This is a genomic window from Amycolatopsis sp. NBC_01286, from assembly GCF_035982555.1.
GTDB lineage: Bacteria > Actinomycetota > Actinomycetes > Mycobacteriales > Pseudonocardiaceae > Amycolatopsis.
Map to the genome: position 1 here is coordinate 387344 of NZ_CP108428.1, position 23443 is coordinate 410786.

Below are 23443 nucleotides of genomic sequence, written 5' to 3' on the forward strand. Positions count from 1 at the left end.
CGAGCTGGTCGCGGGTCGCGCCGGGTCTCCCCCGTCCGTGTCCCGAATGGCCACGGACGAGGGAATCACCGCGATCAGGAGTTCAGGTCGACGGCCTTGAAGGTGACGTAGCGGTCGGGGGTGTAGGCCAGCTCGCCGGCCTTGCCGGAGATCACGCGGTCGTTCGTGCCGACGGCGAACAGCTTGTAGTAGCCCGCCGCGCAGGCCGGGAGCACGCCTTCGCGGTTCTCGTAGGTCGTGCCGGTGGACGCGCCGCCGCGGACGTTGTCCACCACGGTCTTCGCGGCCGCCGAGAGCTGCGAGTAGCCGATCTTCGCCAGGCCGGAGAGGTTGCCGCACTGCGACGGCGTGCCGCCACCGCCGATGTCGACGACCTGGAAGGTGGCGTAGTGGTCGCCGGTGTAGAAGTACTCGCCGCCGCTGCCGGTCACGATGCGGCGCGTGCCGCGGTTGCTCGCGCCCGGGGTCGGCACCGTGTACTCGTGGTAGTAGCTCGTCGCGCAGGACGGCAGGATGCCCTCCCGGTTGTCGAACACGACGCCGTCGTTCTGCGGGTAGGGGAACGGCCCGCCCTTCTGGATGAGGTTGTAGGTCGTCGTGGCCTCGGCGGGCAGCGACGAGAGCGCCTTGTGCGTGAACCCGGCGAGGTTGCCGCACTGGTTCTGCGCCGCGACGGCGGGTGCGCTGGTGACCGCTTCGGCGGCGGTGACCCCGGTGAACAGCGTGGCCAGGAGCGCGAAGACAACCGCGACCAGGCGAGATCGGGAGTTGGTCATTTTCGGACCGTAACCCGATCGAGTGATCGTCAGAAGACGGGAATGTGAACTCCATCGCTGCCGGCCCGAAGTCCCGACGTTCGTAGGGGGCCGATCGACGGGAACCGGACGCGCGGGGCTCTTTTGTGGAGCGTCAGCGGCCGAGCGCGGGGAACTTCGCCGACAGCCGCTCGTAGACGATCTCGGGCACCAGGTGCTCGATGTCGCCGCCGAGGGCCGCGACCTCCTTGACCAGCGAGCTCGACACGAACCCGTACGCCGGGTTGTTCGCCATCAGCAGCGTCTCGACGCCGGTGAGCTCGCGGTTCATCTGCGCCATCTGCAGCTCGTAGTCGAAGTCGCTGACCGAGCGCAGGCCCTTGGCGATCGCCGCGATGTCGTTGTCGCGGCAGTAGTCGACCAGCAGGCCTTCCCACGAGTCGATCCGCACGTTCGGCAGCTTCGAGGTGATCTCGCGCAGCATCTCCAGGCGCTCTCCGAGTTCGAAGAGGCCCTTCTTGCTCTTGTTCACCCCCACCGCGACGACGACCTCGTCGAACAGCCCGCTCGCCCGCTCGATGATGTCGAGGTGCCCGTTGGTGGCCGGATCGTAGGAACCGGGACAGACCGCACGCCGCATGGCGCGGACGCTACCGTGCCCGCGCGCTCCACGCGGGGTGGTTCACACCACAGCCGCGAATTCCGCCCAGTACACCGCGGTGTCGCCGTACTTCTTCGCGCGCGAAGGCTCGAAACCGGCCGGCCAGTCCGGCTCGCCGTCGCGCGCGGCGCGTTCGACGACGACCAGCGCGCTCTCGCCGAGCCAGCCACCGGCGGCCAGCGCCGCGAGGACCTTGCCGAGGGCCGCGGCGTCCACGGCGTAGGGCGGGTCGGCGAGCACCAGGTCGTAGGCCCGCGGCGCCGGCGCGGCGACCACCGCCTCGACCTGGCCCGCGCGGATCGTGCCGCCCAGGCCCACCGTCGCGACGTTGGCGCGCAGGACGTCGACGGCGCGCCGGTCGGACTCGACGAACAGCGCGCCGGCGGCGCCGCGGGAAAGCGCCTCCAGGCCGAGTGCGCCGGAGCCCGCGTAGAGGTCGAGCACGTGCGCGCCGTCCAGCTCACCGGCCGTCCCGAGGGCGTTGAACAGGGCCTCCCGCACGCGTTCCGACGTCGGCCGGGTGCCCTTCGGGGGCACCTTCAGCCGCCGTCCGCCCGCCGTTCCGGCCACGATCCTGGTCACCCCCTGATTGTGCGGGGATGACACGGAGCACGGATGGCCGGGACATTGGTGAACGCGCCGGACGCAACGCGTAGAGTCGTTCTTCGCCCTCGGAGGCGATCCAGAGCTGTCAAGGAGCCATGCGTGTCGGAACCTCGGGTCAGACGGGCCGAGATCGCCATCGAACAAGCCCACGTCGATCACGTCTACACCCGTCTGGACGAACTGCGGACCCAGGCCGAGGCGATGCGCACCAAGGGCTACGAGCTCGGCCAGGGCGCGCAGCGCGAGGCGATCTTCGAGCAGGCGTCGATGCTGTTCGAGCGCGACATGATGGTGTACCACGCCAACCAGACGCTCCAGTCGCTCGACGCCGAGTACGAGGGCCTGGTCTTCGGGCGGCTCGACCTGCGCGAGGACAACGAACGCGTCTACGTCGGCCGGCTCGGCATCCGCGACGCCGAGTTCGACAACCTCGTCACGGACTGGCGCGCCCCGGCCGCGGCGGCGTTCTACCAGGCCACCGCCGAAGAGCCGATGGACGTCGTGCGCCGGCGGGTGATCCGCTGCTCCGGGCAGAACGTGCTCGACGTCGACGACGACGTGCTGATGGCCGACGCCGTGCCCGAGGACATGCAGATCGTCGGCGAGGGCGCGCTGATGGCCGCGCTGGGGCGCTCGCGCGGCGAGAAGATGCGCGACATCGTCGCGACCATCCAGAAGGAGCAGGACGAGGTCATCCGGGCGCCGTGGCGCGGCGTCACGGAGATCACCGGCGGGCCGGGCACCGGCAAGACCGCCGTCGCCCTGCACCGCGCCGCCTACCTGCTCTACCGCCACCGCCGTCAGCTCGGCGGGGCCGGCGTGCTCGTGATCGGGCCGTCCGGGGTGTTCACCAGCTACATCTCGCGCGTCCTCCCCTCGATGGGTGAGACGAACGTCGAGCTCCGCGCGCTCGGCGAGGTCCTCGACGGCCTGGAGGCGACGCGGCAGGACGCGGCGCCGCTGGCCGCGATCAAGGGCTCGCTGCGGATGCGGCGGGTGCTGCTGCGCGCGCTGCGCGACACGCCGCCGGACGCGCCGGAGGAGATGCGGATCGTCTACCGCGGCGAGGTCCTCAAGCTGGACGCGCGCGAGCTGGAGAAGGTGCGCCGCAAGGCCCACACGCAGGGCGCGCCGCCCAACCGGTCGCGGATCCGGGCGGCGGAGATGCTGCTGGACGCGCTGGCGACGAAGGCCGAGGGGTACGCGAAGGCCGACGGCAAGCCGTTCGAACGGGCCGACCTGGTCTCCGACCTCGGCGAGCGGATCGAGTTCCACCGCTTCCTGGTCGTGTGGTGGCCGGTGCTGTACCCGGCGCAGATCCTGAAGTGGCTGGGCGAGGAGAAGCGACTGGCGGCGGCGGCGAAGGGCGTGCTGAACCGGCCGGAGATCTCGCTGCTGGCCGCGGACCTCGCGGACCGCTCGCGGGGCTGGTCGATCGCGGACGTCGCGCTGCTCGACGAGCTGCGCGTGCTGCTCGGGCCGCCGCCGAAGCGCAAGCGCCGTCAGGTGATCGAGGGCGAGGTCGAGCGCGGCGGGGGCGGCACCACCCGGCCCGAGCACTACGACGAGTACTCGCACGTGGTCGTCGACGAGTCGCAGGACCTGTCGCCGATGCAGTGGCGGATGGTCGGGCGGCGCGGGAAGTACGCGAGCTGGACGGTCGTCGGCGACCCGGTGCAGAGCTCCTGGCCGGACCCGGCGGAGGCGGCGCAGGCCCGCGACCAGGCGTTCGGGATCAAGACGACCCGGCGGCGGTTCACGCTGCGCACGAACTACCGGAACTCGGCCGAGATCTTCGACCTGGCGGCCAAGGTGGTGACCGGCCACGCGGAGGCGGGCGAGCTGCCGGTGGCGGTCCGCAAGACGGGTGTCGAGCCAGACGTCCGGCCGGTCGAGCCGGCCGGCCTCGCGTCGGCGACCCAGGCGGCGGTGAAGGAGCTGCTGGGCGCGGTCGAGGGCACGGTCGGCGTGATCACGGCGATGGACCGCGTCCCGGAGGTCGCGGGCTGGCTGGCGGACCAGGCGGACGAGCGGCTGAAGGTCGTGGGCAGCCTCGATTCGAAGGGCCTGGAGTACGACGCGGTGGTCCTGGTCGAGCCGATCGACCTGGTCACGGAGTCGACGACCGGACGCCGGGTGCTGTACGTGGCGCTGACCCGCGCGACGCAGCAGCTGACGGTGCTGGCCTCGAACCCCGACTGGATCCCGGCGGGCTGATCCCGAGCGCCCCAATGTGGCGTTCGGTACGTCCAACGCACCCAACGCCACATTGGGGCGTTTGAGCCCGGGCACGCTGAAGGGCTCCTTCGAGGAGCGGGAGGCAACTTCCCGTGCCCTTGAAGGAGCCCTTCAGACCCCCGGTGAGCGAAACGTTCGTGGGACGCGGCCGTCCGAGGGCATGTCTAGTCGATCCGGGTTGTTCGGTGTCCGCGAGCGGCTACCGAACAACAATGCCGAACAATGTCGTTACGCCGTTTAGGTGCACGGCGGGGCGTAGTCCAGGCCCGGCAGGCTCGCCGTCCACTCGTCCTGTGTGATGCGTGGGGCCGCGATCGCGCAGATCCGCTCGGCCGCGCGATCGGGATCCGTTTCCTGCACCCGGACCGTGCCGTCCGCGATGGCTGCGGCGAGCGTGTGACCGTCCGGGGCGTACCGCACGGCGTAGACGCGGTCGCGTTCCTCGGGCAGGACCGCGCGCGGCGCCGCCGTGTCGACGTCCCACAACCGGATCGTGCGGTCGTAGCCGCCGGAGGCGAGGGTGTGGCCGTCGCCGCTGAACGACACCCCCATCACGATGTCGGTGTGCCCGGTCAGCACCGCTGCCGGGCGCGCGGGGGCGACGTCCCACAGCCGGACCGTGCGGTCGGCGCTCGCCGTGGCGACGCGCTTGCCGTCGGGGCTGAAGACGATCGAGAAGATCGTGTCCGTGTGCCCTTCGAGCTTGGTCAGCGGCTTCGGCGCATGTGGCGCCGAGATGTCCCACAGCCGCGCCGTGTGGTCCCAGCCCGCGGTGGCCAGGGTCCGGCCGTCCGGGCTGAAGGCGAGGGTGTGGACGTCGTCGCCGTGGCCTTCCAGCCGGGCGATCTCGACCGGGTGCGCGCGGTCGGCGAGGTCCCAGAGCCGGGCCGTGTGTCCTTCGCCCGCGGTGGCCAGCAGCCGGCCGTCCGGGCTGAACGCGACCGCGTCGATGTCGTCGCCCGGCCGCGAGAACACCACCGGCGGCCCGGGTTTCGCCGGGTCGGTGATGTCCCGCAGCGTCATCGTGTGGTCCCAGCTGCCGGTGGCCAGCGTCCGGCCGTCGGGGCTGACCGCGACGCCGCAGACCGCGTCGCCGAAGCCGCCGATCGTGGCCAGGGGACGCAACGTGCCCAGGTCGCGCAGCCGCACCGTCTTGTCGTAGCCGCCGGTGACGAGCAGGCCGCCGGGGCCGAAGTCCACGTCGCACGCCTTGTCCGGGTGCGCGGGGACGGCGGGGCCCGGCAGGTCCCAGAGCCGGGCGGTCTGGTCGTCGCTGGCCGTGGCGAGGGTGCGCCCGTCCCGGCTGAACACCGCCGAGCCGACAGCGCCGGTGTGCCCCGGCAGCGGCGCCAGCTCACGCGGCCGCCGCGGGTCGGCGACGTCCCACAGCCGCGCCGTGCGGTCGAACCCGGTGGTCGCGAGGGTGTGCCCGTCGGGGGTGAACGCGACCGACCGCACGATCGCCTTGTGCGCGAGGAGCGCCGAAAGCTGCGCCGGCCGGGCCGGGTCCGTGACGTCCCACAGCCGCGCGCTCTGGTCGGCGCTCGCCGTCGCGAGCGTGTGGCCGTCGGGGCTGAAGGCCACCGAGTGCACGACGTCGGTGTGCCCGGTCGCGACGCCGAGCGGGCGGCGGCCGGCGACGTCCCAGAGCCGCGCCGTCTTGTCCGCCGACGCCGAGGCCAGCAGCTTGCCGTCGGGGCTGAAGGCCAGGTTGTTGACGTACGACGTGTGCCCGGTCAGCTCCCCCACCTGCTTCAGGCTCGCGGTGTCGTACAGCCGGAGCGTGCCGTCGACGTCGCCGGTGGCCAGCAGCGGGCCGGCGGGGCTGAACGCGACCGCGTACGCCTTGCCATCGTGGCGTTCCACGACGACGCCGGGCCCGGGCCGGTGCGGATCGGTGACGTCCCAGACCCGGACGGTCCCGTCGAAGCCCGCGGTGGCGACGGTCCGGCCGTCGGCGGCGAAGGCGACGTTGTTGACGTTGCCGGTGTGCCCGCTCAGCGTGGCGAGCTGCTCCGGGTGGTGCGGGTCGTGGACGTCCCACAGCCGGGCCGTGCCGTCCCAGCTCGCGGTGGCCAGCACCTGCCCGTCCGGGCGCAGGGCGACGGTGTTGATCCGGCCGGTGTGCCCGGTGAGCCGCGTCGAATACGGCGTCGCGAACACGCCGAGGACGGCGCCGCGCGCGTCGGCGGCCGGGTCGAGGCGGTACGCGGCGAGGGCGAGCTGCGCGGCGAGCGCGGGGTTGGTGGCGCGCATGGCCAGCGCCTGGCCGGCGACCTTCTGGGCGAGCGCGCTGTTGCGCTGGCCGGTGGCGGTGGACTCGGCGCGCACCGCGTAGGCCGTCGCGCCGACGGCGAAGACCAGCAGCACGGCCAGGAGCGCGACCAGCTGACGCAGCCGCCGCGTGCGACGGCGTTCCCGCTGCTGCTCGGCGTGCTCGACGGCGAGGCTGGCGTCGAGGAACCGCCGTTCCCGCTGGGACAGCACGGAGTCCTGGCGCGCGGCCCACTCCCGCGCGATCGCGAGCCGGGTGCCGCGGTAGAGCCAGCCGGGGTCTCGCTCCACGGACTCCCAGGCGTCGGTCGCCTCGGTGAGCTGCCGGTGCACACGCAGGCCTTCGCGGTCTTCGGTGAGCCATTCGCGCAGCCGCGGCCAGCCGCGGATGAGGGCCTCGTGCGCGATGTCGATGCCGGTGTCGTCGAGGGTGACCAGCCGGGCCGCGGCCAGTTCGGCGAGGACGACGGCGGTGTCGTCGTCCTCGGTGTCGAGCTCGTCGCGGCTGAGCCGGCGTTTGGTGTCCTCGGTGCCTTCGCCGAGCGCGGTCATCCGGAGGAAGATCTGCCGCGCCAAGCGTTGCTGGCGCGCGGAGAGCGTGGCGAACGTGCCTTCGGACGTCTGCGCGACGGCCCGTTCGATACCGCCGGTGGACTCGTAACCGGCCAGGGTGAGGGTCGTGCCGCGACGGCGTCGCCACGTCTCGAGCAGCGCGTGCGAGAGCAGCGGCAGCACGCCGGGCTGGCCGGTGGCGTCCGCGACCAGCCGCGAAACGAGGGCGTTCTCGACGCGGTAGCCGGCGTCGACGGCGGGGCGCGAGATCGCCTGCCGCAGCTCTTCGGTCGTCATCGGGCCGAGGAGGACCTGCGCGTCCTGCATGGCTTCGGCGAGGTCCGCGTGACGCGCGCAGTGGGTGTAGAAGTCGGTGCGGATGCCGAGCACGACCCGGGTCCGGCTGCCGGGTTCGGTGGTCGCGGTGACCAGCGCGGCGAGGAACGCGGCGCGCTCGCCGGCGTCCTGGCAGAGCGTGAAGACCTCTTCGAACTGGTCGACGACCAGGACGACGTCCTCGTCACCGCCGTCGGCCAGCTGCCGTGCGGCGAGGCCGAGGTTGCGCGGGTGGGCGGTGAAGTCGTCGAGCAGCGCGCCGGGGGCGACACCGAGCGCGGCGGCGAACTTGACGGCGCACTCCTGCAGCGGCCGGGCGCCCGGGGTGAGCAGCACGACGTGGCCGCGCAAGGCGGGGACGAGGCCGGCGCGCAGCAGGGAGGACTTGCCCGAGCCGGACGCGCCGAGGACGGCGAGAAAACGCTGTCTCGACAGGCGTGTCGTGAGCTTTTCGACCAGTCGTTCCCGGCCGAAGAACCGGCTCGCGTCGGCGGCCCCGAACGCGGCCAGGCCGACGTACGGCGGCGATTCCCCGGCTTCCGGCTCGGCCGGTGAATCGGCGCCGCTCCGGTCGTCCGCGACCTCGTGCCAGCGCTTTTCCCAGTCGCCGGGGGTGCCGCCGCAGGCGCGGACGTAGGCCAGAGTCACGGCCAGGCTGGGGAGTTTCCGCCCGCCGGCGGCCTCGGAGAGCGTGCCGGCCGAGTAGTGCGCGCGCCGGCCGAGCTCGCGGTAGGTGGGATTCCCGGCACTTTCGCGCAATCGCCGGAGATCGGCGGCGAAGTCGGTGAGCAGGTCGTCCCCGGGATCCAGCGGTCGCTCCGGACGCGGCACCCGTCCTCCTTTGCGGTTCCGGTGCGCCACACGGTATCCGGTCGGACATCCCTCAGAGGGAAAAGGCGGATTTCACAATCGGCGCCGGACTTCTTCCCGGTCGACGCCGAGCGCGGCGAACAGGTCCGCGGCCGGATCCGGCGGGGTCACCGACAACAGCGCCCGCAGCAGCTCCACCGGATCCCGGCGCCGCGGCACGCCGCGGATCGCCTCGTTGACCACCGCCCGGGCGTTCGACGTCAGCGCTCCCGGCGTCAGCTTCGCGCGTCGCCGGGGTGCGGGCGCCGGGCGGAGGCCTTCGACGTCGATGCCCAGGGCCGTCAGGGCTTCGCGGTCCAGGCGGTCGAGGGCGGCGTGGGCCGCGGCCAGGTCGACGCCGAGGGCCCGCGCGCAGTCGGCGTTGTGGAGCAGGCCGAGCAGCAGGTGTTCGGTGCCGAGCCGGCGGTCGCCGCGGCGACGGGACTCCTCGAGGGCCTCCGCGACGACCGAGGCGAACGGGCTCTTGGCGATCATCCGGCCCTCATTTCCCGTGCTTCGTGTGCACCGACTGCCGGGCCACGCCCAGGGCGTCGCCGATCTGCTCCCACGACCAGCCGCGGTCCCGGGCGTGCGCGACCGCCGCCGTCTCGACCTGCTCGGCGAGCCGGTGCAGCGCGCCGACGGCCCGCAGCGCGACCGCGGGGTCGGTTTCGGAAACCCGGCCCGAAAGCTCTTCCGCCTCCATGGCATGTCAGTCTAGCCTGACACACGACGTCAGTTCAAACTGACAGAGCAGAGGAGAGACGTCATGGATGTCGCAGTGATCGGAGCGGGCCCGGTGGGCCTGATGCTGGCGGCGGAGCTGCGGCTCGGCGGGGTCACGGCCGTGGTCCTCGACCGGCGGGCGACGCCGGACGAGCGGCCGCGGGCGAACGGGCTCGGCGGCCGGATCGTCGAGCAGCTGGACCACCGGGGGCTGTTCGAGCGATTCGCGGCCGCGGCGGCGTTCGCCGGGCCGTTCCCCGGGTTCCCGTTCGGGCCGGTGCCGCTGGACTTCACGAAGCTCGGCAGTCCGCCGCTGCGTGGGCTGATGCTGCAACAGCCGCGGATGGAGGCGCTGCTCGCCGAACGCGCCGTCGAACTCGGCGTCGAGATCCGGCGCGGGCACGAACTCGTGGACGTCGATACGGTTCGCGGCCCGGACGGCGAGTACCGGCCGGCCGCGCAGTACGTCGTCGGCTGCGACGGCGCGCACAGCCGCGTCCGCGCACTGGCCGGCATCGGGTTCCCCGGCACGACCGACGACGAGCTGCTGCGGTTCGGGCACTTCCGGACGGACCAGCCGTTCGACCTCTTCACCACGGCTCACGGCCTGCGCCGGGGCTGGAACCGCCGTCCGGCCGGGCGGGTGCTGGTGACGTCGCTGACGCCGGGTGTGGTGATCGTCGGCGTCCGGGAGGTGACGCCGGAGCCGTCGGGCGAACCGACCCTCGACGAGTTCCGCGAGAGCGTCCGGCGGGTGCTCGGCGCCGACCTGCCGCTGGGTGAGCCGCTGTGGCTGTCGCGGACGGTCAGCCAGGCTCGGCTCGCCGAGCGCTACCGGGCCGGGCGGTTCCTGCTGGCCGGCGACGCCGCGCACCTCTTCCCGGCCGGCGGCTCGTCGCTGAACGTCGGGCTGCTGGACGCGGTCAACCTCGGCTGGAAGCTCGCCGCCGTCGTCCGCGGCGAAGCCGATGAGACGCTGCTCGACAGCTACGGTTCCGAACGCCGTCCGGTGGCCGCGCGGACGTTGACCCAGACGCGCGTCCAGGCCCTGCTCGAACGGCTGACCGGTGAGGACGGCGACGCGTTGCGGACGCTCTTCGGCGAGCTGGCCGCGTTCGAGGAGCCGACGCGGCACCTCGCCGGGCTGCTGCGGGACGCCGACGACCTGCCGTACGTCGCCGATCTGGCGCTGACCGTCGGCGGCGAGACGACTCGCGTGGCGGAGATCATGCGGGCCGCCCGGACCGTGCTGTTCGACTTCGCCGACCGCGCCGACCTGCGGGAAGCCGCCGGATCGCGCGTGAAGATCGTCACAGCCACCTGCGCGGCGGCGACGGAGGACGCGCTTCTCGTGCGTCCGGACGGCGTCGTGGCGTGGAGCGGCGGCGATCCGGCGGCGTTGCGGGAAGTTATCGGGACACCGGGGCGTTGACCCCGGTTGTGAGCTCACTGCCTGATGTGCCGCTGTCCGTGCTCGATCTGTCCCCGGTGTCCGAGGGGATCAGCATCGGGGAGACGTTGCGCAACACCCTCGACCTCGCCCGCGCCACCGAGCGGCTGGGCTTCAACCGCTACTGGCTGGCCGAGCACCACAACATGCCCGGCATCGCCAGCTCGGCGACGGCGGTGCTGATCGGGCACGTCGCCGATGCGACCGAGCGCATCCGCGTCGGCTCCGGCGGGGTCATGCTGCCCAACCACGCGCCACTGGTCGTCGCCGAGCAGTTCGGCACGCTGGAGGCGTTCCACCCGGGCCGCATCGACCTGGGCATCGGCCGCGCGCCGGGCACCGACCAGCGGACGGCGCTCGCGCTGCGCGGGCCGGGCGGGCTGTCGGCGGAGAACTTCCCGGAGCACCTGCAGGAGCTGATCGGCTACTTCACCCACTCGGAGGCCCGCGGGGTCAACGCCGCCGTCGCCGAGGGCAACCAGCCGCCGGTCTGGCTGCTGGGTTCGAGCGGCTTCAGCGCGCAGCTCGCCGGGCGGCTCGGGCTGCCGTTCTCCTTCGCGCACCACTTCGCCGCGGAGAACACGATCCCGGCGGTGCAGCTCTACCGCGACAACTTCCGGCCCGGTGCGCTCGACGAGCCGTACGTGATGCTCGGGACGTCCGTGGTCGCCGCCGAGACCGACGAGCGCGCCCAGTTCCTGGCCGGGCCGTCCGGCCTGACGTTCCTCAGCCTGCGCCGCGGCCGGCCGATCGCCATGCCGACGCCCGAGGAGGCGGCGGAGTACCCGTACACCGAGATGGACCGCGCGTTCCTCGCCGACCGCTTCGGCTCGAGCATCATCGGCTCGCCGGAGACGGTCCACAAGGGACTCCAGCAGCTCCTCGACGACACGGACGCCGACGAGCTGATGATCACGACGATGGTCCACGGCCACGCGGACCGCGTCCGGTCCTACGAGCTGATCGCCGGCCTCAAGTCCTGACGGGCTTCCGGCGGACGCGTGATCCGAGGGTCGACACGCGTGATTGAGGAGCCGACTCACGTGATTGAAGGGTCGACACGGCGCGGCATCGCCCGCACCGCCGTGTCGACCCCAGGATCACGCGTGTCGACCTCCTGATCACGCGTGTCGGCTTCGCGATCACGCGGGCCGGCGTTCCGGACATCTCCGGCGAACACGCGTACCGGAAGGGTCGGGTTGTGTGGCTGGACGGGCGGCTCTCTTGCACCTACCCTGCCGGGCAATCTTCCGGCAGGGTTGATGTGTCGTCCATTCGGGTAGACGTGCGTGCCGGGAATGGGCCGGACTGTGCAGGGGTGAACAGTGCGCGCGCCCGGAGCCGTAATTTCCTTTCCTCGGTTGACAACAAGATCCGGGCCGTTTGTCAGTAATCGACAAGAAATGCGCGGTTACCAGGCCGTGACCGCGTGATCATGCTCAAGTTCTTGTCTCCCAGCAGGGCCGTGGTTAGCGTACCGACCAGTAGGAACCGGCACGGTGACCCCCGAGACCGTGAATGGCCGACATGAGATAGCCCGTTCGGACCAGTTCATTTGCTCACCTCGGGTGTATTCGTCGTGCCCGCGAAACACTGGGGAGGCACTCGAATGGCCGAACGGACGACGACGACGTCGTTCCCCGGGGCCGCCGCACTGCGGCAGACCGGGCGGCTTTACGCGCTCGGCCTCGACGTCGTCCGGCTGACGTTCCGGCGTCCCTTCCAGACGCGCGAGCTGATCCAGCAGTTCTGGTTCATCGCGAGCGTCTCGATCCTGCCGACGGCCCTGGTGTCGATCCCGTTCGGCGCGGTCATCGCGCTGCACATCGGGTCCCTCACCACGCAGATCGGCGCACAGTCGTTCACCGGCGCGGCGAGCGTGCTGGCCATCATCCAGCAGGCCGCCCCGATCGTGACGGCGCTGCTCATCGCCGGTGCCGGCGGCAGCGCGATGTGCGCCGACCTGGGCTCGCGGACCATCCGCGAAGAGATCGACGCGATGGAGGTGCTCGGCGTCTCGCCGGTCCAGCGCCTGATCGTGCCGCGGGTGCTCGCCGCGATGGGCGTGGCGATCTTCCTCAACGGCATGGTGAGCGTCGTCGGCGTGCTCGGCGGCTACTTCTTCAACGTCGTCATGCAGCACGGCACCCCGGGCGCGTACCTGGCGAGTTTCTCCGCCCTCGCGCAGCTGCCCGACCTGTGGATCAGCGAGATCAAGGCGCTCATCTTCGGCTTCGTCGCCGGGGTCGTCGCCTCCTACCGCGGCCTCAACCCCAAGGGCGGGCCGAAGGGCGTCGGCGACGCGGTCAACCAGTCCGTGGTCATCACGTTCCTGCTGCTGTTCGTGCTGAACCTGGTGCTCACCACCGTCTACCTGCAACTCGTGCCGCCCAAGGGGAGCTGAACGTGACCACCACGGAAGTCCCCAAGTCCGCGCGGGTGCGCGAAGCCGTCGACCGCCGGTTCGGGTTCCTCGACACCCTCGGCGACCAGATCCTGTTCTTCCTGCGCGCGATCGCCTGGATCCCGCGCGCGCTGCGCCGCTACCTGCGCGAAGTCGTCCGGCTGCTGGCCGAGGTCAGCTTCGGCAGCGGCGCGCTCGCCGTCATCGGCGGCACGATCGGCGTGATGATCGGGATGACCGTCGCCACCGGCACGGTCGTCGGGCTGCAGGGCTACTCCGCGCTCAACCAGGTCGGCACGTCGGCGTTCGCCGGGTTCGTCTCGGCCTACTTCAACACCCGCGAGATCGCGCCGCTCGTCTCCGGCCTCGCCCTGAGCGCCACCGTCGGCTGCGGCTTCACCGCGCAGCTCGGCGCGATGCGCATCTCCGAGGAGATCGACGCCCTGGAAGTCATGGGCATCCCGAGCGTCCCGTACCTGGTGACGACGCGGGTGATCGCCGGTTTCCTCGCCGTCATCCCGCTCTACGCGATCGGCCTGCTCTCGAGCTACCTCGCCTCGCGGCAGATCACCGTGTGGTTCTTCGGCCAGTCCGCGGGCACCTACGACCACTACTTCCTGCTGTTCCTGCCGCCCGGCGACGTGCTCTGGTCGTTCGGCAAGGTCCTGGTGTTCAGCGTCGTCGTGGTCTTGGCGCACTGTTACTACGGCTTCCGCGCGAGCGGCGGCCCGGCCGGTGTCGGCGTGGCCGTGGGCCGCGCGGTGCGCACCGCGATCGTCGCAATCAGCGTCCTCGACTTCTTCCTGTCCCTGGCCATCTGGGGCGCGACCACCACCGTGCAGGTGGCCGGATGAGACGCGATACCCGCCGGAAGGCCGGGGTCCGCACCGCCGGGGTGCTGTTCCTGGTCGTGATGGGCGTGCTGGTCACGCTGTCCATCAAGGTCTACGACAAGGACTTCGTCGCCACGGTGCCGGTGACGCTCAAGGCGAGCCGCATCGGCAACCAGCTCTCCCCCGGCGGCCAGGTCAAGGCCCGCGGCGTGCTGGTCGGCGAGATCCGCGACGTCAAGGCGACGCCCGAGGGCGCCGAAGTCGCGCTGGCGCTGGAGCCGGACAAGGTCTCCCTGCTGCCCAAGGACGTCTCCGCGTTGCTGGTGCCGAAGACGCTGTTCGGCGAGCGGTACGTCCAGCTGTCCATCCCGGACGGCGACCGGGGCCCGCACCTGAGCGCGGGTGACGTCATCGCGCAGGACCGCTCGGCCAACGCGATCGAGCTGGAACGGGTCTTCGACAACCTGCTGCCGCTGCTCAAGGCCGTCCAGCCGCAGAAGCTCGCGACGACGCTGACCGCGGTGTCGACGGCGCTGCAGGGCCGCGGCGAGCAGCTCGGGCAGACGATCGACACCGCCGCGAGCTACCTCAAGGAGTTCAACCCCAACCTGCCGCAGCTGACCTCGGACATCCGGGACCTGGCGACGGTTTCCCAGGTGTACGGCGACATCGCGCCCGATCTGCTCGACGCGCTCACCGCCTCCGCCGTCACGCTCAACACGGTCAAGGAGAAGCAGGCCGATCTCGCCGGGGTCTACCAGCAGGTGACGTCGTCGTCGCAGGAGATCACGACGTTCCTGCAGAACAACCACGACAACCTCATCTCCCTGGCCGCCGACAGCCGCGCGCCGCTGGAGATCGCCGCGAAGTACTCCCCCAGCTTCGCCTGCACCCTCGCTTCGCTGAACGCCCTGAGGGGATCCATGGACAAGGTGCTCGGCGCGGGCACGAACGAACCGGGCCTGCACGCCGAGGTCGCGGTGACCGCCGACAGCGGCAAGTACCTGCCCGGCAAGGACGACCCGCGCTTCACCGACGGCGGCGAGCCCCGCTGTTACCCCTCCGGCGTCGCCCCGACCGCCGGCACCGCCGCGGCCACCCCCGGTGCCACCGGCCACCCGCTGCTGCCCGGCGGCCAGGGTGACCTCGGCGTCGCGAACTCGCCGCAGGAACAGCAGCTGCTCGCCACGCTCGTCGCGCCGTCGATCGGGGTCCCGGACGCCCAGGTGCCCGGCTGGAGCAGCGTGCTCGTCGGCCCGCTCTACCGCGGCACGGAGGTGAAGCTCAAGTGAGGAACATCGCCTCCCCGCTGATCAAGAGCCTCATCTTCATCGTCGTCACCGCGCTCGCCACGACGTTGCTGGCCATCTCCATCACGAACTCCGGCCTCGGCGACTCGAAGCCGTACTCGGCGAAGTTCCTCGACGCCACCTCGCTCAACGTCGGCGACGACGTGCGCATCTCCGGCGTCCGCGTCGGCCAGGTCGAGTCGCTCGACATCAGCGACCACAACCGGGCGCGGATCGGGTTCTCCCTCGACAGCGGCCGCCGGCTGCCCGCCGACGTCCACGCGGTCATCAAGTACCGCAACATGGTCGGGCAGCGCTACATCGCGCTCGAACGCGGCACCACCGGGACGCGGGACCAGCTGCCCGAGGGCGGCGAGATCCCGCTGGACCGCACGACGCCCGCGCTGGACCTGACCGACCTGTTCAACGGCTTCAAGCCGCTGTTCCAGGCGCTCTCGCCCAACGACGTCAACGAGCTCTCCGGCGAGATCGTCCAGGTGCTGCAGGGTGAAGGCGGCACCGTCGAGAGCCTGCTCGCCCACACCGGCTCGCTGACCACCACCCTCGCCGGGCGCGACAAGGTGATCGGCGAGGTGATCGGGAACCTCAACACGGTCCTGAAGACGGTCAACGGCAAGGGTGACGCGCTCGCGAACCTCGTCTCCACGCTGCGGCAGCTGGTGTCCGGTCTGGCCGGCGACCGCGCCGCGATCGGCGACGCCATCAGCGGCATCGGCGACCTCACCCAGTCCACCGCCGGGCTGTTCGAGCAGGCACGCCCGCCGCTCAAGGCCAGCATCGCCGGGCTGCAGGGCGTCGCCGGGAACCTGGCCCAGAACCAGTCCGATGTGGACGGTTTCCTGACGAACCTGCCGGTCAAGTTCACCGAGATCGGCCGGGTCGCCTCCTACGGCAGTTGGATGAACTTCTTCCTCTGCCGCGCCACCCTGGAAACCACGCCCCAGCGCGGTGTCTACGTCCCGACGCCGAGGTGTGAGTCGTGAAGTCCTTCAAGGAGCGCAACCCGCTCGTCCTCGGCGTGCTCGGCAGCGTCGCGCTGGCCGCGCTGCTCACCGTCACGTTCAACTACGACAACCTGCCGATCGTCGGCGGCGGCACGACGTACGAGGCCGAGTTCTCCGAGGCGGCCGGCCTGCAGGCCGACGACGAGGTCCGGATCGCCGGCATCAAGGTCGGCGAGGTGCGCGACGTCGCGCTGGCCGACGACCACGTGCTCGTGTCGTTCCGGGTCAAGGACGCCTGGGTCGGCGACCGCACGTCCGTCCAGATCAAGATCAAGACGTTGCTGGGCCGCAAGTTCCTCTCGCTGGACCCGAGCGGCGACGCTGTGCAGAACCCGGACCAGGCGATCCCGCGCACCCGGACCGTCACGCCTTACGACGTCACCGACGCCTTCAACGGCTTGGCCAACACCGTCGGCTCGATCGACACCAAGCAGCTCGCGGACAGCTTCACGACGTTGTCGGACACCTTCCGCAACTCCCCCGAGCACGTCCGCAGCGCGCTCGACGGGCTGTCCCAGCTGTCGAAGACGGTGTCGAGCCGCGACAGCCAGATCTCCGAGCTGCTGGCCAACGCCCGGACGCTGACCACGACCCTGGCGAACTCGAACGACGACTTCGAGAAGCTGATCGACGACGGCAACCTGCTGCTCACCGAGCTGAACCGGCGCCGCGACGCGATCCACGACCTGCTCACCGGCTCGGCCCGGCTCGCCGACCAGCTCAGCGGGCTGGTGCAGGACAACACCGCGCAGCTCAAGCCGGCGCTGCAGGCGCTCAACCAGGTGACGGACCTGCTCAAGCGGCAGAACGACAACCTGACCAAGGGCCTGCAGCTGGCCGGGCCGTACTTCCGCGTCGTCACCAACACGACCGGCAACGGCCACTGGATCGACGCCTACCTCTGCGGCCTGCTGCCCGAGAACCACGACCCGTGCGTCCCGCCGAAGAACCCGGGAGGGACCAAGTGAGCGCGCTGACCACCACCAGGGCCGGGGTCCTGACCAGCCGGTTCATCGCCGCCGCCCTGCTGCTCGCGCTGGTCGTCACGGCCGCGCTGTGGTGGGTGTTCGCCGGCAGCGGCCAGCACCACGTCACGGCGTTCTTCTCCCGCGCGGTCGGCGTCTACCCCGGCTCCGACGTCCGCGTGCTCGGCGTCCGGATCGGCGAGGTCGACGCCGTCACCCCGCGCGGCGAGCAGGTGCAGGTCGACATGAGCGTCGACGGCTCGGTCGGCGTCGCCCAGGACACGACGGTCCTGGTGATCGCGCCCAGCGTCGTCGCCGACCGCTACGTCCAGTTCGCCAAGCCGGCCCGCGGCGGGCCGCGGCTGCCGGACGGCGCGTCGATCCCGGTGCAGCGCACGGCGACGCCGGTGGAGCTCGACCAGCTCTACGCCAGCCTCGACTCGCTGACCAAGGCCCTCGGCCCGAACGGCGCGAACTCCCAGGGCGCGCTGTCGGACCTGCTGAAGACCGGCGCGGCGAACCTGCAGGGCAACGGCCAGGCGTTCAACGACAGCGTCAAGAACTTCGCGCAGCTGGCCCGCACGCTGGCCGGCAACTCGGGCGACCTGTTCGGCACCGTCGACGAGCTGCAGCAGTTCACGACCATGCTCTCGACCAACGACCAGCAGGTCAGCAGCGTCAACCAGCAGCTCTCGCAGGTGTCGGGCACGCTGGCCGCCAACAGCGGCGAGCTGGCCCACGCCCTCGACGGCCTGGGCCGCGCGCTCGGCGACATCCAGGGGTTCATCCGCGACAACCGCGGCGCGCTCAAGGCCAACGTGGACAACCTGGTGACGACCACGCAGACGCTCGTCGACCAGCGCGCGTCGCTGGCCGGCACGCTCGACGCCGTCCCGCTGGCCGTGACGAACGTGCTCAACGCGGTCGACCCGGACACCGGACGGCTGCTCGGGCGCGCGAACCTCGACTACTACCAGGAGCTTCCGCTGCCGGTCACCGGCGACGTCTACACCAACGGGGGCGGGCGATGAAGCGGGCCCTCGCCGCCGCGGTCGTCGGCTGCCTCCTGCTCACCGGCTGCTCGTCGGGTGAGTTCAAGGGCGTCTACGACCTGCCGCTGCCCGGTGGCGCCGACGTCGGCGCCCACCCGTACGACGTGACCGTGCAGTTCGCCGACGTCCTCGACCTGGTGCCGCAGGCCGCGGTGAAGGTGGGCGACGTCCCGGTCGGGCGCGTCCGGGAGATCCGGCTCGGCACCGACGGCTGGACGGCCGAGACCGTGCTCGAGGTCAACGGCGACGTCGTGCTGCCCGCCAACGCCGTCGCGCGGTTGCGCCAGTCCAGCCTGCTGGGCGAGAAGTTCGTCGAGCTGGCGCCACCGGACGACACGGCGACGGCGTCGACCGCAGGCCCGCGGCTCGCGAACGGCGCCACGATCACCCTCGACCGCACCAACCGCAACCCCGAGTTCGAAGAGATCTTCGGCGCGTTGTCCCTGCTGCTCAACGGCGGCGGGATCGGGCAGCTGCAGACGATCAACCGCGAGCTGTCGAAGGTGATGGACGGCAACGAGGAGCAGATCCGCTCGTTCCTGGGCGGGGTCGACAGCCTGATGACCGACCTGGACGCGCACCGCTCCGACATCACCGAGGCGCTCGACGGCCTCAACCGCCTGTCGGCGACGCTGGCCAACCGCCACGAACAGGTGTCCGGCGCGCTGACCGACCTGACGCCGGGCCTGCAGTCCCTGACCGAGCAGCGCACGCAGCTCGTCTCGATGCTGCAGTCGCTCGACCGGCTCTCGACGGTGGCCACCGACGTCGTCGACCGCAGCCGCGACGACCTGGTCGCCGACCTGCGCTCGCTCGCGCCGATCCTGCAGCAGCTGGCCAAGGCCGGGGACGACCTGCCGCAGTCGCTGCAGATGCTGCCGACGTTCCCGTTCCCCGACTCGGTGCTCCCCGCGGTGAAGGGCGACTACATCAACGTCTACACGTCGATGATCCCGGCGGCCGGCGTGCCGCTGCCGCCGCCCGGTCAGGGCGTCCCGCCCGGCCTGCCGACGCTCCCGCTGCCGAGCGGCGAAGCCCGCGTCTCCGGAGGCCGCTGATGCTGACGCGCAGAGTGCGGATCCAGGTGGTGCTGTTCGTCATCATCGCCCTGGCCACCACGGCTTTCGTGGGCGCGAACTACGCGGGCCTCGGCCGGCTGTTCGGCTCCGGCAGCTACACGGTCAAGCTGGAACTGGCCGAAGGCGGCGGCCTGTTCACCAACGGCGAGGTGACCTACCGCGGCGTCGCCGTCGGCCGGGTCGGCGAGCTGCGGCTCACCACCACCGGCACCGAGGCCGACCTGCTCATCGACGACGGCGCCCCGCCGATCCCGGAGAACTCCCAGGCCGTGGTGGCGAACCGGTCCGCGGTCGGCGAGCAGTACGTCGACCTGCAGCCGCGCACGTCCGACCGGCCGTACCTGGCCCAGGGGTCGGTGATCCGGCGCGAGTCGACGACGCTGCCGCTGCCGGTGAACAACCTGCTGACGGACCTGGACTCCTTCACCGCGTCCGTGCCGACACAGGACCTGCGCACGGTGGTGAACGAGCTCGACGACGCCCTGCGCGGCGCCGGCCCGGACCTGCAGACGCTGATGGACTCGGCGACGACGTTCACCCAGGAAGCGAGCACGCACCTGCCGCAGACGTCGAAGCTGATCGGCGACGGCGCGACCGTGCTGCGCACCCAGGTCGACTCCGCGGCCGAGTGGCGCTCGTTCAGCAGCAACGCCAAGGTGTTCGCCCAGCAGCTGGCCAGCTCGGACGGCGACCTGCGGCGGCTGATCGCGACCGCGCCGCCCGCGGCGTCCGAGCTTTCGAGCCTGCTGAAGGAGAACGACCCCGGCCTGCCGATCCTGCTGGCCAACCTGCTGACGACGTCCCGGGTGTTCGCCACCCGCACCGACGCCGAGCAACAGTTCCTGGTCAACACGCCCAAGGCCGTCGCGGCCGTCGGCTCGGCGCTGAACGACCAGGGCAACGCGCTGCGGATGGGCCTGGTGCTGAACTTCGACAACCCGCCGCCGTGCCGGCAGGGCTACGAGGACACCCCGCACCGGGCGAGCACCGACGTCTCGCCGCTGCCGTTCCGGACCGACGCGGCGTGCACGCTGCCGTACGGGAACGAGAGTTCGGTGCGCGGCACGCAGAACACGCCGCACCCGGCCGTGCCGGCCCCGGCCGTGCCGGGCGGGCTGACCGGCCCGCTCGGGTTCGGCACCCAGGCGACGTCGACGAGCCTCGAGGAGATGCTGTGGCTGCGGTGAAGTACCTGCCCTTGGTGCTGGTGGCGGCGGCCGCGGTGTTCGCGGGCGGGTCGGGCTACGCGTGGTACTCGGCGTCGAACGACCCGGCCCTGACCTACGGCACCGCCCGCGACGACGCCCTCTCCAGCGGCCGGACCCTGGTGACGGAGCTGAGCAGCCTGGACTACCACGACGTCGACGGCGGTCTCGGCCGCTGGCTGGCGGCGTCGACGGGCCCGCTGCACGACCAGCTGGCCCACACCGACGACACGACGAAGAAGACCCTCGCGGCGAACGCCACGGTGGCGACGGGCCGCGTCCTGGACGCGGCGTTGAGCGAGCTGGACGAGCACGCGGGCACAGCGAAGCTCCTGGCCTCGGTGGAGATCACGATGGCGAAGCAGGGAACGGCCCCGGCGGTCAAGCGCAACCGGTTCGCGGCGGCGCTGACGCGCACGCCGGACGGCTGGAAGCTGAGCGCGCTCGACCAGCTGCCGGTGGGTGCGTGATGAGCCGGACGGAAGAGATCACGGCGATCGAGGAGACCGACGAGCGCGACCTCGTCGCCGAGCCCGAAACCGACGCCGCTGCCGACGCCGACGCCGACGCTGTCGCCATCGAGACCGACGACTCCGACGTGGTCCCCGAGGCAGCTGATGCGGACGAAGCGGATTCCGCCGAAGCGGCACTTTCACGTGAAAGTGCCGCTCCGACCCGGCGACCTGCCTGGCTGCGGCTGCCCGCGCTCCTGCTGGCCGCCGCCCTCCTGCTGACCGGGGCCGGCGTCTGGTTCACCCTCGAAGCGCGGTCCGCCTCGGGGAACCCGGCCGCCGACAACCTCGCCCTCACCGACGTCGGCGCCACCGCCGACGTCACCTCGGCCGTCACGCTCGCCATGAACCGGATCTTCTCCTATTCCTACGACAAGACCGACGTCACCGAGAAGGCCGCCGCGGCCGTGCTGCGCGGTTCAGCGAAGGATTCCTACGACAAGCTCTTCGCCCAGGTTCGCGAGAAAGCGCCCCAGCAGAAACTCGTGCTCACTTCGCGCGTTTCGGCGATCGCCGTGCAGGATCTCCGGAATGGTCACGCGCGGTTACTCGTCTTTCTCGATCAATCAGCCGTCCGGGCCGACAACAATGCGACCGACAATGCCGCGGCCCAGCTTTCCGTGACCGCGGAACACAACGGCGACGGCTGGGTCGTCACCGAACTCGAACCGCGCTGAGGCCGTTCCACCGAATAGCGCACTTCACCGGTTCCGGAAACGTCCGGAACCGGCCGGGAAAATCGCAAGGGAGAACAACTATGTCCGTGGCAACGCAGCTGAAGAGACTGGCTGTGCTCACGTCGGCGGCCGCCGTCGTGCTGACCGGGGTCGCCGTGACGCCCGCGTCGGCCGACATCATTCCCATCGCGGTGTCCTACAAGGTCACCGGCTCCACCACGGTCAAGAAGACCGGCAGCGCCATGAAGCTCGGCCCGGGCAGCCTCAAGGGCAACCTGCTGATCGACGACCAGACCGGGTCGGTCGGCCTCAGCGCCGACCTGGCCCTGCCGCCGGCGCAGGCCGACATCTCCCTGCTCTCGGGCATCTTCCGCATCAAGGCGAAGGTGAAGGTCACGCCGCTCGGCCCGGCCACCGGCACGATCGCCGACGGCAACATCGTCACCAAGGCCAAGGCCAACATGGAGATCTACGACATCTGGGCCGGCCCGATCGTGCCGATCATCCCGCTGCCGACCGTGCCGGGCAGCTGCAAGACGAAGACCCCGCTCGACCTGACGCTGTCCGCGCAGGACGTCGACATCACCGCGCCCTCGTTCACCGTCAAGGGCACCTACACGATCCCCGAGTTCACCAACTGTTTCATCGCCGACATCGCACTCGGCGCGCTGATTTCCGGGCCGGGCAACACGATTTCGCTCGACCTCGCCAACGACGCCACCTGATCCGGCCGCGGGTGGCGGGCTTCCGGGCCCGCCACCCGCCGGCTCAGCAGGCCGCGGCCGGGTCTTCCTTGAGCGCGAAGCTGTCGTTGTCCCCTGCGGACACGCCGAAAACCGGGCCGCACCAAATGAACGTCGACTCGCCGACGACGTTGGAGCCCCAGCTCACCACCGTTCCGTCGGCCTTGTAGGCGACGTTGTGGTTGAACCCGGCGTCGACGCCCACGACGCCCGACTGGGCCTCCGGCGGCACCTCGGTCTGGTGCAGGCTGTCACGGCCCCACGCGTAGACGCGGCCGCCCTTGAGCGCCAGGCTGTGGTTGAACCCGGCGGACACCGCCGTGACGTCGGACGTGAGCCCGGCCGGCACCGTCGCCTGGCCGTAGGTGTTGCTCCCCCAGGCCAGCACCCCGCCGTTCTTGATGGCCAGGTTGTGGTCGCCCCCGGCGGAAATCGCGGTGACGCCCGTCTGCGCGGCGGCCGGCACGTCGGTCCGCGTCCCCCAGCTCACCACCAGCCCGCCCTGCTTGAGGGCCAGGCTGTGCATGTTGGACGTCGAGATCGCGATGACGCCGCTGCTCACCGACGCGGGCAGGGTGGTCTGGCCGTACCAGTTGTTCCCCCAGGCCAGGACCTTCCCGCTCTTGAGGGCCAGCTCGTGCCCCCAGCCGGACGCGATCTGGCTGACCCCGGACGTCGCCGCCGCGGGGATCTGGTTGGCGCCCCAGTTGTTCGCGCCCCACGCGAGGACCGCGCCGCCCTTCAGCGCCAGCGCGGTCGTGCTGCCCGCCGACACCGCGGTGACCCCGGTCAGCGCGTCCGGCGGCGGGATCGTGACGTCGTAGTCCGGCTTGCCCCAGGCGAGCACGCCGCCCACGGTGGCCGCGTTCGCGGGCAGCGCGCACAGCGACGCCGCCATAACCGCGGACACCGTGAATACGGCTCCGCCGAGCGATAGCCGTCCACAACGGGAAGTACCGGGCACGGTAGCCTCATTTCTCCGGTTTCGTTATCCGGGATTGCCTCGGCAAGATCACAAATGGTAGACCGTTCGGCACAGCGGTTCGCCGCCGTGACCGCACTTTGTCACAATCCGCCAAATCCGTGACCGAGCCTACGCGGCGGGACACAAGAAATCGATACACCCGCTCGGGCCCTCACCCACGCAAGGACGAAGTCTTGTTCCGTACTGAACTGGCGAGTAGCCTCGATTTCGGCAGATGGACCTCCACC

At 71.3% G+C, this 23443-nt stretch carries 21 protein-coding genes; 14 read left to right on the plus strand and 7 right to left on the minus strand.

The genetic code is table 11. The annotated features are described in order from the left end of the window. Positions 1 to 74: 74 nt before the first annotated feature. The 3 genes from OG570_RS01800 to rsmD form a co-directional block, all read right to left on the minus strand. A complete protein-coding gene (locus OG570_RS01800) occupies positions 75 to 776 on the minus strand; it encodes a ribonuclease domain-containing protein (RefSeq protein WP_326955338.1) in 702 nt (233 codons plus the stop codon). A 133-nt stretch (positions 777 to 909) separates the two neighbouring features. After that, on the minus strand, positions 910 to 1395 hold the full coding sequence (gene coaD, locus OG570_RS01805) for a pantetheine-phosphate adenylyltransferase (protein ID WP_326955339.1): 486 nt from the start codon (positions 1393 to 1395) through the stop codon (positions 910 to 912). Positions 1396 to 1437: 42 nt separating this feature from the next. Beyond that, on the minus strand, positions 1438 to 1998 hold the full coding sequence (gene rsmD / locus OG570_RS01810) for a 16S rRNA (guanine(966)-N(2))-methyltransferase RsmD (RefSeq protein WP_326955340.1): 561 nt from the start codon (positions 1996 to 1998) through the stop codon (positions 1438 to 1440). A gap of 123 nt (positions 1999 to 2121) precedes the next feature. On the opposite strand from rsmD, the gene OG570_RS01815 reads away from it, so the two are divergent. Then, the gene (locus OG570_RS01815; protein ID WP_326955341.1) at positions 2122 to 4239 is read left to right on the plus strand and encodes a HelD family protein; all 2118 of its coding nucleotides are present in this window, start codon (positions 2122 to 2124) and stop codon (positions 4237 to 4239) included. Between the two features lie 258 nt (positions 4240 to 4497). Here the strand turns inward: OG570_RS01815 and OG570_RS01820 are convergent, their stop codons facing one another. The 3 genes from OG570_RS01820 to OG570_RS01830 form a co-directional block, all read right to left on the minus strand. Further along, positions 4498 to 8253 carry an nSTAND1 domain-containing NTPase gene (locus tag OG570_RS01820; RefSeq protein ID WP_442788243.1) on the minus strand — a complete coding sequence of 1252 codons (3756 nt, stop codon included), beginning with the start codon at positions 8251 to 8253 and terminating at the stop codon, positions 4498 to 4500. Between the two features lie 72 nt (positions 8254 to 8325). Further along, the gene (locus OG570_RS01825) at positions 8326 to 8766 is read right to left on the minus strand and encodes a Clp protease N-terminal domain-containing protein (protein ID WP_326955342.1); all 441 of its coding nucleotides are present in this window, start codon (positions 8764 to 8766) and stop codon (positions 8326 to 8328) included. Positions 8767 to 8773: 7 nt separating this feature from the next. Beyond that, on the minus strand, positions 8774 to 8977 hold the full coding sequence (locus tag OG570_RS01830; RefSeq protein WP_247062147.1) for a hypothetical protein: 204 nt from the start codon (positions 8975 to 8977) through the stop codon (positions 8774 to 8776). 63 nt (positions 8978 to 9040) lie between these two features. On the opposite strand from OG570_RS01830, the gene OG570_RS01835 reads away from it, so the two are divergent. The 13 genes from OG570_RS01835 to OG570_RS01895 all read left to right on the plus strand — a co-directional run bounded on the left by OG570_RS01835 (position 9041) and on the right by OG570_RS01895 (position 22213). Continuing rightward, positions 9041 to 10429: an FAD-dependent monooxygenase gene (locus tag OG570_RS01835; protein ID WP_326955343.1), complete on the plus strand. Its 1389-nt coding sequence runs from the start codon at positions 9041 to 9043 to the stop codon at positions 10427 to 10429. Between the two features lie 8 nt (positions 10430 to 10437). Further along, positions 10438 to 11430, plus strand: a complete 993-nt coding sequence (locus OG570_RS01840) for an LLM class flavin-dependent oxidoreductase (protein WP_326955344.1) — start codon at positions 10438 to 10440, stop codon at positions 11428 to 11430. Between the two features lie 626 nt (positions 11431 to 12056). Then, a complete protein-coding gene (locus OG570_RS01845) occupies positions 12057 to 12851 on the plus strand; it encodes an MlaE family ABC transporter permease (protein WP_247062143.1) in 795 nt (264 codons plus the stop codon). A 2-nt stretch (positions 12852 to 12853) separates the two neighbouring features. Next, the gene (locus OG570_RS01850; protein WP_326947026.1) at positions 12854 to 13705 is read left to right on the plus strand and encodes an MlaE family ABC transporter permease; all 852 of its coding nucleotides are present in this window, start codon (positions 12854 to 12856) and stop codon (positions 13703 to 13705) included. Continuing rightward, positions 13702 to 14976 (plus strand): MCE family protein, encoded by a 1275-nt coding sequence (locus tag OG570_RS01855; protein WP_326955345.1) that lies wholly within the window; start codon positions 13702 to 13704, stop codon positions 14974 to 14976. The genes OG570_RS01850 and OG570_RS01855 overlap by 4 nt, the downstream gene beginning before the upstream one ends. Next, positions 14973 to 15977 carry an MCE family protein gene (locus OG570_RS01860; RefSeq protein ID WP_326955346.1) on the plus strand — a complete coding sequence of 335 codons (1005 nt, stop codon included), beginning with the start codon at positions 14973 to 14975 and terminating at the stop codon, positions 15975 to 15977. The genes OG570_RS01855 and OG570_RS01860 overlap by 4 nt, the downstream gene beginning before the upstream one ends. Then, entirely contained in the window at positions 15974 to 16966 is a 993-nt protein-coding gene (locus OG570_RS01865) for an MCE family protein (protein ID WP_326947023.1), read from the plus strand. Before OG570_RS01860 ends, OG570_RS01865 begins: the two co-directional genes overlap by 4 nt. After that, positions 16963 to 17994 (plus strand): MCE family protein, encoded by a 1032-nt coding sequence (locus OG570_RS01870; protein WP_326947022.1) that lies wholly within the window; start codon positions 16963 to 16965, stop codon positions 17992 to 17994. Before OG570_RS01865 ends, OG570_RS01870 begins: the two co-directional genes overlap by 4 nt. Then, on the plus strand, positions 17991 to 19073 hold the full coding sequence (locus OG570_RS01875; protein WP_326955347.1) for an MCE family protein: 1083 nt from the start codon (positions 17991 to 17993) through the stop codon (positions 19071 to 19073). Before OG570_RS01870 ends, OG570_RS01875 begins: the two co-directional genes overlap by 4 nt. Then, entirely contained in the window at positions 19073 to 20281 is a 1209-nt protein-coding gene (locus OG570_RS01880) for an MlaD family protein (RefSeq protein WP_326955348.1), read from the plus strand. Before OG570_RS01875 ends, OG570_RS01880 begins: the two co-directional genes overlap by 1 nt. Continuing rightward, positions 20269 to 20769 carry a hypothetical protein gene (locus OG570_RS01885; protein WP_326955349.1) on the plus strand — a complete coding sequence of 167 codons (501 nt, stop codon included), beginning with the start codon at positions 20269 to 20271 and terminating at the stop codon, positions 20767 to 20769. The genes OG570_RS01880 and OG570_RS01885 overlap by 13 nt, the downstream gene beginning before the upstream one ends. After that, positions 20769 to 21488, plus strand: a complete 720-nt coding sequence (locus OG570_RS01890; protein WP_326955350.1) for a hypothetical protein — start codon at positions 20769 to 20771, stop codon at positions 21486 to 21488. The genes OG570_RS01885 and OG570_RS01890 overlap by 1 nt, the downstream gene beginning before the upstream one ends. Before the next feature lie 80 nt (positions 21489 to 21568). Beyond that, a complete protein-coding gene (locus OG570_RS01895) occupies positions 21569 to 22213 on the plus strand; it encodes a hypothetical protein (protein ID WP_326947017.1) in 645 nt (214 codons plus the stop codon). A 43-nt stretch (positions 22214 to 22256) separates the two neighbouring features. On the opposite strand, the gene OG570_RS01900 is transcribed toward OG570_RS01895, so the two are convergent. Further along, positions 22257 to 23129, minus strand: a complete 873-nt coding sequence (locus OG570_RS01900; protein ID WP_326955351.1) for an RCC1 domain-containing protein — start codon at positions 23127 to 23129, stop codon at positions 22257 to 22259. Positions 23130 to 23443 lie beyond the last annotated feature (314 nt).